The organism is Faecalibacterium sp. IP-3-29 (assembly GCF_023347335.1).
Taxonomy (GTDB): Bacteria; Bacillota; Clostridia; order Oscillospirales; family Ruminococcaceae; genus Faecalibacterium; species Faecalibacterium duncaniae.
On record NZ_CP094471.1, the window covers coordinates 1,462,651 to 1,478,408 of the forward strand.

At 55.2% G+C, this 15,758-nt stretch carries 17 protein-coding genes; 5 read left to right on the forward strand and 12 right to left on the reverse strand.

Annotated elements, in window-relative coordinates:
* Window positions 1-14 precede the first annotated feature (14 nt).
* The 5 genes from ybeY (at window position 15) to MTP40_RS07035 (ending at window position 5,657) form a co-directional block, all read left to right on the forward strand.
* Complete coding sequence (gene ybeY / locus MTP40_RS07015) at window positions 15-506, forward strand: rRNA maturation RNase YbeY (protein ID WP_005934255.1); 492 nt, start codon at window positions 15-17, stop codon at window positions 504-506.
* Window positions 507-557: 51 nt separating this feature from the next.
* The gene (gene era / locus MTP40_RS07020) at window positions 558-1,478 is read left to right on the forward strand and encodes a GTPase Era (RefSeq protein ID WP_005934257.1); all 921 of its coding nucleotides are present in this window, start codon (window positions 558-560) and stop codon (window positions 1,476-1,478) included.
* A 51-nt stretch (window positions 1,479-1,529) separates the two neighbouring features.
* A complete protein-coding gene (recO, locus tag MTP40_RS07025; RefSeq protein WP_249260069.1) occupies window positions 1,530-2,276 on the forward strand; it encodes a DNA repair protein RecO in 747 nt (248 codons plus the stop codon).
* Window positions 2,277-2,328: 52 nt separating this feature from the next.
* A complete protein-coding gene (locus MTP40_RS07030; RefSeq protein WP_249260070.1) occupies window positions 2,329-4,740 on the forward strand; it encodes an endonuclease MutS2 in 2,412 nt (803 codons plus the stop codon).
* An 86-nt stretch (window positions 4,741-4,826) separates the two neighbouring features.
* A complete protein-coding gene (locus tag MTP40_RS07035) occupies window positions 4,827-5,657 on the forward strand; it encodes an N-acetylmuramoyl-L-alanine amidase (protein WP_249260071.1) in 831 nt (276 codons plus the stop codon).
* 253 nt (window positions 5,658-5,910) lie between these two features.
* On the opposite strand, the gene MTP40_RS07040 is transcribed toward MTP40_RS07035, so the two are convergent.
* From MTP40_RS07040 to ligA, 12 genes are all read right to left on the reverse strand, one after another.
* On the reverse strand, window positions 5,911-6,420 hold the full coding sequence (locus tag MTP40_RS07040; protein WP_249260072.1) for a GNAT family N-acetyltransferase: 510 nt from the start codon (window positions 6,418-6,420) through the stop codon (window positions 5,911-5,913).
* On the reverse strand, window positions 6,417-7,604 hold the full coding sequence (locus MTP40_RS07045) for a tyrosine-type recombinase/integrase (protein WP_249260073.1): 1,188 nt from the start codon (window positions 7,602-7,604) through the stop codon (window positions 6,417-6,419). Before MTP40_RS07045 ends, MTP40_RS07040 begins: the two co-directional genes overlap by 4 nt.
* Window positions 7,605-7,622: 18 nt before the next feature.
* Complete coding sequence (gene radA, locus MTP40_RS07050; protein ID WP_117476182.1) at window positions 7,623-9,035, reverse strand: DNA repair protein RadA; 1,413 nt, start codon at window positions 9,033-9,035, stop codon at window positions 7,623-7,625.
* A gap of 97 nt (window positions 9,036-9,132) precedes the next feature.
* A complete protein-coding gene (locus MTP40_RS07055) occupies window positions 9,133-9,741 on the reverse strand; it encodes a SpoIIIAH-like family protein (RefSeq protein ID WP_005934277.1) in 609 nt (202 codons plus the stop codon).
* Between the two features lie 30 nt (window positions 9,742-9,771).
* A complete protein-coding gene (locus MTP40_RS07060) occupies window positions 9,772-10,281 on the reverse strand; it encodes a stage III sporulation protein AG (protein WP_156061135.1) in 510 nt (169 codons plus the stop codon).
* Window positions 10,278-10,571: a hypothetical protein gene (locus MTP40_RS07065; RefSeq protein ID WP_249260074.1), complete on the reverse strand. Its 294-nt coding sequence runs from the start codon at window positions 10,569-10,571 to the stop codon at window positions 10,278-10,280. The genes MTP40_RS07060 and MTP40_RS07065 overlap by 4 nt, the downstream gene beginning before the upstream one ends.
* Window positions 10,571-11,656, reverse strand: coding sequence for a stage III sporulation protein AE (locus MTP40_RS07070; RefSeq protein ID WP_207683861.1), 1,086 nt, complete (start codon window positions 11,654-11,656; stop codon window positions 10,571-10,573). The genes MTP40_RS07065 and MTP40_RS07070 overlap by 1 nt, the downstream gene beginning before the upstream one ends.
* Entirely contained in the window at window positions 11,653-12,036 is a 384-nt protein-coding gene (locus tag MTP40_RS07075) for a SpoIIIAC/SpoIIIAD family protein (protein ID WP_156073836.1), read from the reverse strand. Before MTP40_RS07075 ends, MTP40_RS07070 begins: the two co-directional genes overlap by 4 nt.
* Window positions 12,033-12,227 (reverse strand): stage III sporulation protein AC, encoded by a 195-nt coding sequence (gene spoIIIAC / locus MTP40_RS07080; RefSeq protein ID WP_005934292.1) that lies wholly within the window; start codon window positions 12,225-12,227, stop codon window positions 12,033-12,035. Before spoIIIAC ends, MTP40_RS07075 begins: the two co-directional genes overlap by 4 nt.
* Before the next feature lie 25 nt (window positions 12,228-12,252).
* Window positions 12,253-12,711 carry a hypothetical protein gene (locus MTP40_RS07085; RefSeq protein WP_097771140.1) on the reverse strand — a complete coding sequence of 153 codons (459 nt, stop codon included), beginning with the start codon at window positions 12,709-12,711 and terminating at the stop codon, window positions 12,253-12,255.
* Complete coding sequence (locus tag MTP40_RS07090; protein WP_242699244.1) at window positions 12,708-13,628, reverse strand: ATPase, T2SS/T4P/T4SS family; 921 nt, start codon at window positions 13,626-13,628, stop codon at window positions 12,708-12,710. The genes MTP40_RS07085 and MTP40_RS07090 overlap by 4 nt, the downstream gene beginning before the upstream one ends.
* A 96-nt stretch (window positions 13,629-13,724) precedes the next feature.
* Window positions 13,725-15,722 (reverse strand): NAD-dependent DNA ligase LigA, encoded by a 1,998-nt coding sequence (gene ligA / locus MTP40_RS07095; RefSeq protein ID WP_207683864.1) that lies wholly within the window; start codon window positions 15,720-15,722, stop codon window positions 13,725-13,727.
* Window positions 15,723-15,758: the final 36 nt, after the last annotated feature.

Consider the following 15,758-nt stretch of genomic DNA (forward strand, 5'->3'; position numbering starts at 1 on the left):
GGGAGAGGAATGTTATGTCCAATAAAGTTTTGATTACCAATTCACAGAAAGCCGTAAAAGTGCCTTCTGGCCTGCGGATCCTGATCCGCCGTGCCTGCAATGCTGTGCTGGAATATGAGCACTTCGATGAGCCTGCTGAGATCAGCGTGACTTTTGTGGATAACGCTGCCATTGCAGAGCTGAACAATCAGTACCGCAACAAGCCGATGCCCACCGATGTGTTGAGCTTTCCTCTGGGAGAAAACGGCGTTTACGATGTGGATGAGAACAACGGCTGCAAGATGCTGGGGGATATCGTCATCAGCATGGAACGTGCTCAGGAGCAGGCAACGCTCTACGGCCATCCGCTGCAGCGTGAAGTCGCTTTCCTGACCGTTCATTCCATGCTGCATCTGCTGGGCTACGACCATGAGAACGGTGGTCTGGAAGCCATGCGGATGCGCGAAAAGGAAGAGGCTGTGCTGACCCAGCTTGGCCTGCCCCGCACCGTCAGCTATACGGAATGATCAAAGATACCGGCAAAGGATAGGAGTTCTATTTTGAAAAACGCAGCACCCATGCAGCAGCATTACGATACCTCATCTGTGTTCGTGGCGGTCATCGGCCGCCCGAACGTGGGCAAATCCAGTCTGACCAATCGTCTGGTGGGGGAGAAGGTGGCCATTGTCACCTCCAAACCCCAGACGACCCGCACCCGCATCACCGGCGTTGTGACCCGCGGCCCCCTGCAGTATGTTCTGCTGGACACCCCGGGCGTGCATAAGGCCCACAATAAGCTTGGCAAGCGGATGGACAAGACGGCCAGCGATTCCATCGCGGATGTGGATGTCTCCATGATGCTGTTTGAGCCATACGGTGCTCTGAATGAGCCGGAGATGGTTCTGGTGGACGCTCTGCGCAGCAGCGGCGGCCCGGCCATTGCAGTCATCAATAAGACCGATCTTGTCAAGGAGCCTGCTGATCTGGAAGCCCGCAAGGCTGAGCTCAAGGAGCTGGGTGTGTTTGATGCCATTTACACCGTAAGCGTCCGGGCAGACGACCACTGTGAGGAACTGTTCGATGCCCTGAGCCAGTATGCTGTGGAGGGCCCACACTACTTTGACGATGATGCCTACACCGATATGCCGGAAAAGGAACTGGTGGCGGAGGTCATCCGTGAAAAGGCACTGCTGTATATGCGGGATGAAATCCCACATGGCATTGCAGTCGTGGTGGAGCGCTTCAAGGAGCGCCCCGGTACAGATCTGGTGGATATCGACGTAAATATCTACTGCGAACGCGAGAGCCATAAGGGCATGGTCATTGGCAAGGGCGGTGCGATGCTGAAAAAGATCGCCAGCTCTGCCCGTGCAGACTGTGAGGAATTTCTTGGCTGCCGGGTCAACCTGCAGTGCTGGGTCAAGGTCAAAGCAGATTGGCGGGACAATGAGTTTCTGTTGAACAACTTTGGCTTCAAACAGAACCCGAATAATCGTTGATTTTTCTCTTTACATTGCCCGGGACACTGCTCGGGCAGGGAGAATATGCAGATGGATACGATCGTAACACCTGGGCTTGTGTTAAAAGAGACCCGGTACAAGGAATCTGACCGGATTTTGACCATTCTTACACCGGAGCTGGGGGTCATTTCGGCCTCAGCACAGAGCAGCCTGCGGCTGAAGAACAAATTATTCAGCGCCTGCGGGCTTTTTTGCTACTCCGAATTTGTGCTGCTGCCAGGCCGGAATATGTACACCATCCGAGAAGCGGAAGTGCGCAACGTATTTCACGGCATTTCCTCCACCATCGAGGGGATGAGCCTTGCCATGTATCTTGCCGAGATGGCGGCGGCGCTTTCTCCTACGGGGGAGGAAGCTGCCAAGGAACTGCGCCTGCTGCTGAACTGCCTGTATATGATCAGCGAGGGGAAAACCGACCTGCGTGTGGTCAAGGCTGTGTTTGAGCTACGCACCATGAGCGAGTGCGGCTTTCTGCCGCAGCTGGTCTGCTGCAGGATCTGTGAAAAATACGATGGTCCCGCGTTTTATCTTGACCCGCAGGAGGGCATTCTGCTCTGTGAAGACTGTGCGAAAAAGGCGGGCAAAACCTGCAATCTGGACATGGGTGCCTTGTATGCCTTGCGTCATATCTGCCTTGTAGAAGATAAGAAAATATTTGCATTTAAAATCTCGGTCGGCAGTCTGGCAAAGCTGTCTGCGGTGGCAGAGCGCTACGCTTTGACCCACCTGGACAAACCGCTGAAAAGTTACGACTTTTTGAAATCCGTTCTGCCTTGACCGGGATAAACAATCTTGACCGGGATAAACAATTTTGATATAGGGAACAAACATGGAAACAAGCTATTTGAAAACTTTAGAGCTTGATAAGATCATTGCGCGTGCATCCGAGGGCTGCGTGTGCAAGGAAGCTAGAGAGCAGCTGCTGGCTCTGGAGCCTCAGTGCGATCCTGATGAGGTGCGTTACGCGCTGGAACAGACCGATGCCATCAACAGTCTGCTCATCAAAAACGGGTCTCCGCGCTTTGGCGGGGTAGAGGGTGTCAGCTCTCTGGTAGCCCGTGCGGTCAAGGGCGGTGTGCTCTCCATGGGGGAACTGCTGATGGTGGCCGGCGCTCTGCGCAACTTTCAGAACCTGACCAGCTGGTATGGTTCCTCGGAACATGATGCTCTGCCTACAGATGATCTGTTCTACGCGCTGGCACCTCAGCCCGGGCTGGAGCAGCAGATCTCCAGCGCCATTCTGGCTCCGGATGCCATGGCAGACACGGCTTCCCACACCCTGAACGAGCTGCGCAAAAAAATCCGCGCTACGGAAAACAGCATCCGCGACCGGCTTGAAAGCATGGTCCGCAATATGGATACCTCCAAGTATTTGCAGGAGAGTGTAGTCTCCATTCGCAATGGACGGTATGTTGTGCCCGTTAAGAGCGAGTATCGCGGCGAGGTGAGTGGCATCATCCATGATGTCTCGTCCACCGGCGCTACTGTCTTTGTGGAGCCGCAGGCGGTCGTGGAAGCAAACGCACGCATTCTGCAGTACCGTGCACAGGAGGCGCAGGAGATCGAACGCATTCTGGTGGCATTTACGGCACAGGTAGCCGCCATTGAGCCTCAGTTCCAGTACAGCTACAAGGCAATGCTGGAAATTGATGTGCTGTTGGCAAAGGCTCGTCTGGCTCTGGATATGAAGGCATTCAAGCCCTCTGTCCGCACCGACAGCTCCTTTTCGCTCATCCGGGCGCGTCATCCGCTCATTGACCCCAAAAAGTGTGTACCTGTGGACATTGCGTTGGGTAAAGAGTACGATTCGCTCATCATCACCGGCCCGAACACCGGTGGTAAAACTGTCACCCTGAAAACGGCGGGTCTGCTGTGCGCAATGGCACAGTGCGGCTTCCTGATTCCTGCCGATGAGCGCAGTGAGATCTGCGTGTTCGATGAATTTCTTGTGGACATCGGTGATGAGCAGAGCATCGAACAGAGCCTTTCTACTTTCTCTGGCCACATGAAGAAGATCACCGGTATTCTGGAACTTGCCATGCCGCACACGCTGGTCTTATTGGATGAGCTTGGCGCGGGCACTGACCCTGCCGAAGGTGCAGCACTGGCTGTGGCCATCATCGAGGAACTACGCCGCCGCGGTGTGCTGCTGATGGCAACCACTCACTACGCCGAACTGAAGGTGTTTGCGCTGGAAACCAAGGGTGTAGTCAATGCCAGCTGTGAGTTTGATCTGGAGACACTGCGCCCGACTTACAAGCTGAGCGTAGGTGTGCCCGGCAAGTCCAACGCCTTCCTCATCAGTGAGAAGCTGGGCATCCCGGAGCGTGTCATTGAGGCAGCCCAACAGCATCTGTCTGCCGAGGATAAGCGCTTGGATGCAGTTTTGGGCCAGCTGGACGACCTGAAGCTGCAGCTGAAAGAAAGCCAGGACGAGGTTGAGGAGCTGAAGAATGAGGCTTCTCACCAGCTGGAGGCCGCTCAGAAAAAGCGGGATGAATTGATCCAGCAGGGCGAAAACGAGTTGGAAGCTGCCCGTGCCAAGGCCCGTGCGCTGGCACAGCAGGTGGAAAGCAAGGCGTATGCACTGACCGATGAGCTGCGCCAGCTGCAGAAGGACGAGCGCCTGAGCACCCAGCAGAAAGCCCAACGTGCCCGCGAGATTGCAAAGAAAGAGTCTGAAAAGCTCTTTATCGGCACTGAGGTGGTGCATAACCCTGTCAAGGAGTTTGTCCCACTGAAAGAAGTCAAGGTAGGGCAGGAGGTCTGCATTGCAGAGCTCAACCAGCTGGCCACCGTGCTGGCACTGCCGGATAAAAACGGCGATGTTCTGGTGCGTGCCGGCATCATCAAGACTAAGGTCCCGCTCAAGGGCCTGAAGCAGCCGGATAAGCTCATCAAAGAGCCTCAGCCCAAAACCAAGGCACAGCAGCGCTATTCCCGCCTGACGGGCGATGCAAACCGGCCCAACGGCAGGGTAGAGCGTGTGCAGCGTTCGGCCAAAATGGAGCTGAATCTGCTGGGCCTGACTGTGGATGAGGCTCTGCCTGAGGTGGATGCTTATATCGATCGCGCCATTCTGAACGGGCAGACAGTGGTGTACCTGATCCATGGCAACGGCACCGGAGCTCTGCGCACCGCGATTCATAAATATCTGCGCGGCAACCGGATGGTCAAAAGCTTCCGGCTGGGCCGTTATGGTGAGGGCGAGAGCGGTGTGACCGTGGTTGAATTGAAGTAAAAACATACCGGGAGTTTCCCGGCAGCGCCCGTCCGGAAGATTATTCTTTAGGCGGGCGTTTCTTATAAAACGGCAGGGAAGTCATCATGGCAAAACATTCGGTACAGCGCAAAAGGAAGAAAAGGGGCAATGGCTTTTCCTTTGGCAGCGCAGTGGTTCTGGTTCTCTGTTTTATTGGTGTCAGTTTTGGGCTGTATCTGTGGCAGGCGGCTTTCTCCATTGGACAGCCAACACCGACCGTAGACGATGATGATTTTCGTCCGACCATCGGTGAGCCGCCGTACCGTATTGTGATCGATGCAGGACATGGCGGCTCAGATCCAGGGGCAAGGGGAGTGGTGCAGGAAAGCGAGATGACCGCTGCCACAGCGGAGGCTTTGAGCGCCTGGCTGGAGCGTGACCCCAATTATATCCCACTGACCACCCGGGAAAGTTACGACAGCACCGCAAAACCTGCTGAACGCGCCGCTGCCGCCAATGCACAGGATCCGGATCTGTTGTTGTCCATCCATGGTAATTCAGCACCCGAAGGCTCCAGCGCAGCCGGGTTTGAATGTTATCCGGCTGTTCCGGGACGAGCATACCATCAGGAGAGCTATTATTTTGCAAAGCAGCTTGCCAGGGCTATGCAGGCGGCAGGGGCCAGCCTGCGGGGACGCGGGGGAATCCGATATATCTATTACCAAGGGGAAGTAAAACAGTTGGTGGAGAGCAGCCACAAGGAAGTGCGTGTAGAGCGCAGCTTTACGATTCTGGAAGATGTAAATTGTCCAGCCGTGCTGGCGGAGCAGTGTTTTGTGACCAGCGATACGGACGTAGCCCAGTTCGGCAGTGAGGACGGATGTAGGCGGACTGCTCGTGCATACTATGAAGCGATCTGCGCATACTTTGAAACCACACCATTGCCGGAAGAGTGATGGGTACATATGATCGGTCAGACCCTCTGAAATCTCAGAACCAGCAGCGGGAAGAGAGAGGAGGGTCTGATTTTTTGATTATTATCTTTTCGTATAATGCAGGTTATGCGAAATATAGGGGAGTGAAAAAGCCCTCTTTTCCAGTTTTGGGCGTTTTTAAGGCCGCCTCGGCTCGATTTGAGCTCCGGCGGCCTGTTTTACAATAACTGTGTATTTTGCGTTTTTTACACACGTTTTTCCTGTTATTGATCTGTTACAGCATCCGGTTCATTACAACGACCGTATAGTCCTGCGTGTGATTTCTCAATCCGGTATCTGTGAACTGATTCTTTTTCCAGAATGATTCACTTTGCTTGTTGCCATCCACGTAACCCAGCCGGATATACTCGTAACCCAGACTGTGCAGATACACACACAGCTCTGTGATGATCCTGCTTCCAATGCCATGTCCCTGTACAGAACGTTCCATCATAAAGAATCCGATGAAGCAGCTTTGTTCCGTTGGATAATGGTCAATAAAGTCCAACACAGCCACAAGCTGCTCGGCATCATCAAAAAATCCGAGATCATACTTATCCTGAGGTTCGTCCATTTTGCGCTGCGGCAAGGCACACATATCATCCCGAATGCTTTCCGCAGTTACAAATGGCGGACAATGTTCATAAAACTGCTCGTTTTTCTCACAAAGTCTTAAAATCAACGGAATATCGCGTTCTATCAACATCCGCACATGATAGCTCTTAGAGAAGTTGATATAGTTCATACAGTTTCCTTATCCCCGGTCATAGAAGAGATATCCACCCGGATGCCATCATTGGCAGCACCCTCAAAAGCTTCCATCGGGCCGGTAGATTTTTCAACATCCATCGAATCGACGTTATTTTCCCCTCTGTTCTCCCCTGCTGCCCGTTTTGTTGTATCCAAGCGTGCTTTTTCGGGTGTGACCGTGCCCAGCGGGTTCTGCTCAATGGCGGCACGCACCTGAAATTCTTGCAGATGCGTATAAATTTGCGTTGTACCCACACTGCTGTGACCCAGCAGCTGCTTGAGGGTCAAAATATCCACATTGCCGGTCTGATACATCAGCGTTGCCGCAGTATGACGCAGCTTATGGGTGGAAAAGCCCTTGAGCCCGGCTGCTTTCATGGCACCGGTGACGAGCTGCTCCACCCTGCGGTTGGAAATGCGCTCCTTCCGGCGGCGCGTCACAAACACAGCCTTTTCCTTTGGATTCAGGCCCTCCATCGTGTTGCGTTTGGCCAGGTAGAGCTGCAGGGCTTCGACGCAGGCCTCATTCAGATAGACCATCCGTTCCTTGTGGCCCTTGCCAAAGAGCCTGATCTGCCGCTGTTCCAGATCGATATCGCCCAGATCCATGCCCACCAACTCAGAAAGTCGCATTCCGCAGTTCAGGAATAGAACCACCATGCAGTAATCCCGCTCCGGAAAATCGCTCTGATATTGCGTGCTCTCCAGCAGATCCATGGACTGTTCCGCTGTCAGATATTTGGGCAGGACCTTATCCTGCTTGGGCGGCTTGATGGAGGCAGTCGGGTTCTCTGTCAGCTTATTGACCTGATTGACCAAGTAATCATAAAAGCCGTGCAGGCTGGCCAGCCGCCGGGCGGTCGAGGATTTTTTGTTGCCGCATTCGCGGTTCAGGAAATAGAGATATTCATAGATGTCCTCTTTACTCACACTGCCCCAGAAGGCTGTATCCAGACCCTTGGGGTCAATATCCTTGATCTCCGTATCTGCCGGAACCAGCCCGCGGCGGCGTTTCATAAAACGGGAAAAACCGCGCAGATCGCAGTAATAACTGAAGGCCGTGTTGGCGCTTTTGCCCGCGATCACCTCCAGGTACCGCACATATTCCACAATATCCAGCGAAGCATCATCAAACGGTGGGTGCTTGCCCGGATTTTTTTCATCAAGATAGATCGACATAGTTTCTCCGTAAATTCGTTACAACCGGTCTGATTTCAATGCATGGATCGCATCCGAGATATAAGCCGCACCTATCAGCTTCATGCCCGGATAATCTGCCGGGTTCAGGTGGGCAAGGCTATGTTTTGGCACCACAGCCCGCTCAAAGCCGATGCGCTCGGCTTCCCGCAGGCGTTGTTCAAGGTTGGGCACACTGCGCACCTCACCGCCCAGACCCACTTCTCCAATGGCAATGAGCTTATCGCTCACGGGGCAGTCCAGCAGAGACGACACCATACACAGGCAGACCGCCAGATCGCAGGCAGTATCCCGCAGGGCAATGCCGCCCACTATATTGATATAGACATCCAGATTGCCAAAGAAATACCCGGCCCGCTTTTCCAGAACGGCAATGAGTAGATTCATGCGGTTATAATCATAGCCGCTGCAGGCACGGCGCGGTGCCGGGAAATTCGTTTTGGTGGCAAGGGCCTGGATCTCGCTTAGAATGGGGCGGCTGCCCTCCATCGTACAGGCGACGCAGTTGCCGGAAACCCCCAGCGGACGGCCTTCCAAAAGCATCTGGGAAGGGTTTTCGATCTCCTCCAGCCCCTGCCCTGTCATATCAAACATGCCCAGTTCATTGGTGGAGCCATAGCGGTTCTTGGCGGCCCGCAGAATGCGATAAGGCAGCATCTTGTCGCCCTCAAAGTAGAGCACAGTATCCACGATGTGCTCCATGACCTTGGGGCCTGCAATGGCTCCGTCTTTGTTGACATGGCCCACAATGAACATGGGGATCTCCTGCTTTTTGGCTACCGCCAGCAGACGGGCGGCGCTCTCCTTGACCTGACTGACCGTACCGGCAGAGGAAGAAAGATCCATACAGCGCATCGTCTGGATAGAGTCGATGACTACAAGCTCCGGCTTTTCCTTTTCAATCAAGCCGCAGATCTCGTCCACATCGTTCTCCGCAGCAAGATAAATATTCTCCTGCGGCACTTTCAACCGTGCAGCACGCAGTTTGACCTGACGGACAGATTCCTCACCCGTGATATACAAAACAGAATGCTGGTTGGAGATGGCACCGCAGAGCTGCAAAAGCATCGTAGATTTGCCAACACCCGGTTCTCCGCTGAGCAGAACCACGCCGCCCAGCACAATGCCGCCGCCCAGCACCCGGTCAAGTTCCGATATGCCGGTCAGGATGCGGCTTTTCTCTTCCGTAGTGCTGATATCGGCCAACCGCCGGGCTGTCAGCGAAGTAACACCCTCCTGCCGGGCAGGTGCTGCCGCTTTGCTGCCGGAAAGCCCTGCCTTGGGCGCTTCCGCAACAACATCCTCATTCATGGTATTCCAGCTTCCGCAACTGGGGCAGCGGCCCATCCAGCGCGGGCTGGTTTCGCCGCAGTTGGAGCAGACGTAAACAGTTTTGAGCTTTGGTTCCTTCATGGTGCACTCCCTGCAAAAACGCCGCTGGAAAAGCGGCGCTCAATTTCATTGTTCTGTTTTAGTTTACCACATTCTGTTGTCTGCCGCAACTGCTCCCTTACTTTACCTCAACAACGGTGATATTTTGGGCTGTCACACTGCTCTTGCTCAACACAATGTCACGGATCTGCGCTACCTGTGCGGCCGTTAAGGCATCGCCCGAGGTCATAACAGTCAGATCGGCCCGACCTGACTGCAGAAAGCAGAGACAATCCGCAAACCCCTTGGCCTTGACCAGTGTCTCGATCTCGTTTTCCGCGTTGAGATCCGCAAGGTTTCCGGTCAGCTGGCTGGTGTACTCCTTCTTTTCTTCCGTGGAGAGAGATGCGGATTTCAGCGCTTTCTGAATGCTGTCCATGGCTTCATCGTGGGCTTTGGTCCGCTTGAGCCGCGCTTCCTCAAAGAACTTGGAGCCGCTGTTGTTTGCAACGCTCACAAGCTGAGCTTCGCCATAATTCTTGTTGGCACTGGAAACCGCCTCGGCTTCGGTCATCAGTTCATCCGTAACGGGAACGGTCTCCTGACTGACGGCAGAAACGTTGACTGCATCCTCTTCCAGCGTCACACCGGTGCGGGCATACTGCCAGTTCAGGTAAACGGCAATGACCAGTGCTGCTGCCAGGGTAATGGCTGTTGCTTTGCGGGTATTCTTCGAGATGGCTCTCATAGCTGTTTCCTCCTTATATTACATGGTGCGTTATCCTTTGCGCTGTTCTACACAAATTCGATTGGCCGAAAGATCCAGCAGTGCCCGGACAAGCTCTGTGATGCGGGCGGCGACCCGGACATCTCCCCCACCATCACAGACAACAGCCACACCGCAGACGGCAGGCAGATAGGTCGTCTCTTCCAGGGCGGAGCCATCCTCCAGCAGAACATGGGTCTCCTGGTTCTGCATCTGGCCGGACTGCGTATCCACAGCATAGATCGTTTCTTCCCCACTTTCCAGTGTCACCATCACAACGGTTTTTCCTGCCCCATCGAGCTGTTCGATCAGCTCTTTCAGCTGCGTTTCCAATTGCTCCCGGTAGACAGTTTCTGAAACAGCAGCAGAACTGCCCGCACTTGCTGCGGGTTTTGCGGGGGTCGAGAATAATTCTGAGAATAAGATCAGCAGCATTGCCGCCACACCCAGAATGATTGCGAGCTGGGTGCGGCTTTGCTTCTGGAGCAAACCGGCAAAGAGGCTCTGTTCCCTGCTCTTCATCTGGAAAGGTTCCCCTCCTTTGCTTCCTGTCCGCTGCTGCGGGCATCCAGTTCAGCCCGAATGGCATCTTCCAGCGTGCCCATGGATGCGGGCGAAAGATCCGGCACAGAAAAGGACTGAACTTCTGTCCGGAGCTGAGGGATGACCTGTAAAAGCACCACTAAAATATATAGTCCAGCCACGGCTTTTATGCACCGTCGGGCCCAGCTGTTTCCTGTGAGCCGGGCCAGCAGCTCTGCGCAGATACAGGCAGTGCAAAAGATCACGGCTGCGCTTTTCAATGTCTGCATCAAACGCCTCCCAGCATAAAAAGAAGTGCGGTTCCTGTTACGGCCAGCCCGAAAAAGAGTGCGATACAGGCCATCATACACCGGACAGCGGAAGCAAAACAGGTAAGCAGTGCCTGTCCACGGTTGTTTCCGGTCAGGCTGCACAGCGTCCCGCAGAGAACGATACATCCCAGATGTGCAAGCATCCCGAGATACAGTGGCAGAAACTCAGCCAATAAAATCAGGATAGCGGCCATTCCAAGGCCGCTTTTGAGCAATTGGATGCCTGCCAGAACAGCCTCGGAAGCATCGCTCAAACTCTGCCCCACAATGGGAATGGTGCCGGTGAGAAACTGTCCTGTGCGAAGCGCCGTTCGGTCGAGCTGTGCGGCAGAGATGCGCTGGAATCCCAGCAGTGCAGCCAGCAGCTTTCCAGTAAGGGAAAGTCCCTTTTGCAGCAGTGTCCCTGCCGCTTTGCACAGGTTCCCCAGGCAGCTCTGTTCCGTGATACAGCAAGCCATGCTCAATGCAAGGTAGCATTCCAGAATGGGCGGTACAAAGGCCGTCAGGGCCTGTGCCAGCAGACAAAGCAATGTCAGAAAAAAGCCGCTTGCGGCGGCCCCGGCACTTGTCTCACCGCCCATGATCAGAACACCGGCATAGACAGGAAGAAAACCGGAGAGAAAGCGGTTCCAGCTTTCAATCTGCGCACACAGCTGCCGGGCAATTTCAAGCAATGGCTCCCACAGAAGGATCCCGCACCCACCGGCGCAGACAAGGTCACACCAGCTGTGATCACCTTCCTCCCCAAGAAACAGACTGACTATGGCAGACAGGAGCAGAAACAACAGCAGTGCGGCATAACCGCGGATGCTTTCCCGCAGTGTCTGGAACAGCGACGAAGTGCAAAAACTTTGCAGAACGCTCCACGGGTCTTCTGCTACCTGCAAAGCATCCACAGGACTTTGGTCGAGATAAGGCTGCCAGAGCTCTGCTCCCGGCAGCTGTGTGTGCAAACCGGCACTCTCTGCCGCAAAAGCTGTCGGGGCGCACAGGCAGAAGCTCGTCCCCACCAGCAGAAAAGCCCACCACTTCCAGTTCTTCATCTTGCAATGCTCCCAATCGTCTGCAGGATCTCTTCCAGCAAGGGCCACGCCGCCGCCAGTACAAGACACCGACCTGCCAGCCCAACACACCACCCTAAAGATTCTGCCCCGGCTTCCTCACACAGGGTGCGGGTATAATCTGTCAGCAGAACGATAGCCGCACTCCGTACAAGGCAGGAAAAAGCCCCGCTGTCAGCTTGTCCAGCCAGGCGTGCTATGCCGGAAAGTACTGTCCGGATGCTTGTCCCGGCCCGCACCAGCAGCACCAGCGCTGCCCCAAGGGAGAGCAGGAGTGCATAGGCGGGGGCCTGCTTTTCCAGAACCGCATAGAGCAGTGCCGCGAGCAGCGCAATGCCGAACACAGCCACGGTTGCACTCATAGTGCAAACAGCGACTTGATGGTAACGAACAGCACACTGATCTGTTTGACCAGGATGGACAGCACGACCACCAGACCTGCCAATGTCGTCATCATTGCCTGATCCTCCCGCCCGGAGCGGATCAGCAGTTGGTTCAGCACGGCAACAATGATGCCAATGGCCGCAATTTTGAAGATAAGGTCAATCTCCATCCGCGTCCTCTCCTTTTGAGCTGATTCATCCCAGCAGAATGGCAGCTGCAAGCCCGGCGGCCAGGCCCAGCTTGTGCGAAAGCATCGACTGCGTTCGGGCCGCAGCTTCACCTTCCTGCAAGGCTGCCTGAAACTGTGCCTGATACAATTCAAGCCGTCTGCACTCCTGCTCCGCTTCCAACCGTCCCAGGCCTGAAAAACATTCTGAGAAGCGGGTGCGTTCTTCTAAGGTCAGGGAGGGAAAGGGCTCCAGCGTTTGTAACGAAACCGTTTCTGGTGGAAGCTGCCCATCCTGTATCAGCTTCCGGCAGAGAAGATTCAGGTCACTGCGGCGGAAGCTGATTTCCTGATGCAGCGTTTCCAGCAGATCCAGCGTTTTGTGCAGGGCTTCCAGATGCGCCTGCGCCTGCTGATGAAAGCTGTCGCCTGCGCACCAGCCGCAGACGACAAAACAGCAGACACTCAACCAGCGCAGAGGGCTCATAGAAACCGCACCTCCCCGATGCAGCCGGGTGCTTGTCTGCCGGTCAGCCAGACGAGCACCCGCACCGCGCCGCGCTCCATCAGATATTTCACCTGTGGGCGCATGGTCGCCTCTTCAGGTGTGGCAGCATGAAGGGTGGCGATAAAATCCACCCCGCTGAACAGGCCCTGCTCCAGCGCTGTGACCTCATCCAGACCTCCCAGCTCATCCAGCAGGATCACCTGTGGCGAAAGGCTGCGCAATACCATCTGCACTGCTTGTCCCTTGGGGAGCCCGGCAAGAACATCCAGCGCCTCGCCGGGCGCATTCCCGGCAAAGAGCTCCCGCCGTTCATCAATGACCGAAAGGATCTTCTGCTGCCGGACGAGCTCCCGGGCAATACTGCGCAGCAGTGTGGTCTTGCCGCTGCCCGGCTCTCCAACAAGAAGCATCCCGATGAAATGCCCCCGCAATGCTGCGGTCAGTTCCTGTGGAAGCGGAACGGTCTTTTCCCGGGCAATGCGCAGGTTGACAGAGGTGAGCTCCTGCAGAACCGTGCCCTGTTCCGGGTTTTGCAAAAAACGCCCGCCAAGCCCTGCCCGACATCCATTTTCCAGTGTGACATAGCCCTGTGCGATCTCTGTCTGATGGGTATGGACTGAACCGCCGCAGAGGGTGAACAGGATCTCTTCCATCTGCAACGGGGTCAGCTGCATCGTTTGCAGTGCGTTCAGTTCAGGTGCCAGCTGTGTCGGTGTGCAGCTGCACCCCTGCACCGTAAACTGTGGAGCACAGCCCAGCCGGAGCCGCAGCTCATGTACAGTCTCTGCGTCTTCTGATGGGAGCTGCCCCAGCGGCCTTGCCAGCCATTGGGGCAAAGCCTGCACCACCTGATAATACTCGTCCATCTTCTGTTCTCCTTCCGTGTCCTTTGCCATCAGTTTATGCACCGGCCCGGAGGTTAGAACCCACAGGACACAGAAAAGCCCGCACAGCATCCAAACTGTACGGGCTTTATAGAACAGGTTTTCTGATTATTGCTGGGACTTATCCTCTGCGATCATAGCAAGGAACTCTGCTTCGGTCAGCACAGGCACACCCAGTGCCTGTGCCTTGGTCAGCTTGGAACCTGCAGCGGCACCAGCCACCACATACGCTGTTTTTTTGGAAACAGAACCGCTTGCTTTTCCGCCATTCTTTACGATAAGTGCCTCGGCTTCGCTGCGGGAGAGTGTTTCCAGTGTTCCGGTCACGACCAACGTTTTCCCGGCGAGCTTATCGCCCTTGGGCTCTCCCTTCCACTGCATGTTCACACCGGCATCGGCCAGGCGGTGCACCAGATCGGTAGTGCCATCCTTGGCAAAGAATTCAGTCACGCTCTGGGCCATCACGCCGCCAAAGCCATCAATCTCGCCGATCTGCTCCTCGGTTGCTTCCCGGATGGCCTGCAGAGAGCAAAAATGCTCTGCCAGCAATGCGGCGGCTTTATCGCCGATGTTGCGAATTCCAAACGCAAACACCAGCTTATCCAGATTGTTCTGCTTGGAAGCTTCGATCGCCTGCAGAAGATTGTTTGCGCTCTTTTCCTTGAACTTTTCCAGTGTGAGCAGCTGCTCTATTGTCAAGTCATAGAGATCTGCCGCAGAGTGTACCAGCCCTTTATCCACCAGCTGCGTGGCGACCATGGTGCCCAGACCGTCGATGTCCATGGCATCCCGGGATGCAAAGTGGATGATATTGCGGAGTGCCTGTGCAGGGCATTCCGGGTTGACACAGCGCAATGCGGCTTCATCTTCCAGGTGCACTGCCGGGGCACCGCAGGAAGGGCAAAATTCCGGCATCTGGTAAGGCTGAGCGTCCGGTTCGTGGCGGGTCACACCGATGACCTCCGGAATGATATCACCCGCCTTGCGCACCTGAATGGTATCTCCGATACACAGACCCAGTTGACGGATAAAATCTTCATTGTGAAGGGTGGCACGGGAAACCGTGGTACCTGCCAGAAACACCGGGTCAAAGCAGGCAGTGGGAGTCAGAACGCCGGTGCGTCCCACGCCGACTTCAATACTGCGCAATGTGGTCTCCTTGACCTCGGGCGGATACTTGAACGCAATGGCCCAGCGCGGGAATTTGTTGGTGGAGCCCAGCAGTTCCCGCTGTGCAAAGTTGTTCACCTTGATCACGGCACCGTCCATATCAAAATCCAGTGCGGCACGGTTCTGGCCGATCTGCTCGATCTCTGCAATGGCATCCTCGATATCGTGCACGATATGATAACGCGGAGAGACTGGCAGGCCCAGACTCTTGAGGTAATCGAGGCTTTCGGCATGGCTGGTCAGTTCCCTGCCCCGCACCTGCTGGACGTTGAATACGAAGATGGACAACCCCCGGCTGCCGGTAATCTTAGAATCCTTCTGACGCAGAGACCCTGCGGCAGCATTGCGCGGATTTTTGAACGGTGCCGCACCCTGTAATTCCTGTTCCGCACAAAGGTGCTGGAAGGCATCGTGCGGCATGTAGACCTCGCCGCGCACTTCCAGATATTCCGGGGCATTTTTCAAAGTCTTTGGAATACGCTTGATGGCCTTGACATTGGCTGTCACATCTTCACCCACCACGCCGTCACCGCGGGTGGAAGCACGCACTAGCACACCGTTTTCATATTCCAGGCTGCAGGAAAGGCCGTCGATCTTGATCTCGACGACATATTCCGGCTCGATTCCGGCTTCCCGTACCCGGCGGTCAAAATCACGCAGTTCGTCGTAGGAAAACGCATCCAGCAGGCTTTCCATCTTTACAGCATGCGTCACCTTGGCAAAGCGCCCGCTGGGTGTGCCGCCCACTTTCTGGGTCGGAGAATTCGCAGTGACCAGCTGCGGGAATTCTGCCTCCAGTGCTTTCAGTTCCCGGGTCAAAGCGTCATATTCAAAATCCTCCAGCTCCGGGGCATCCTGATCATAGTATAAACGGTTGTTCCTTTCAATGATCACGCGCAGCTCTTCCGCGCGTTTGCGTGCCTGTTCCAGTTCCACGTTCGTTTACTCTCCTTTTCCCAATACCAATACTGT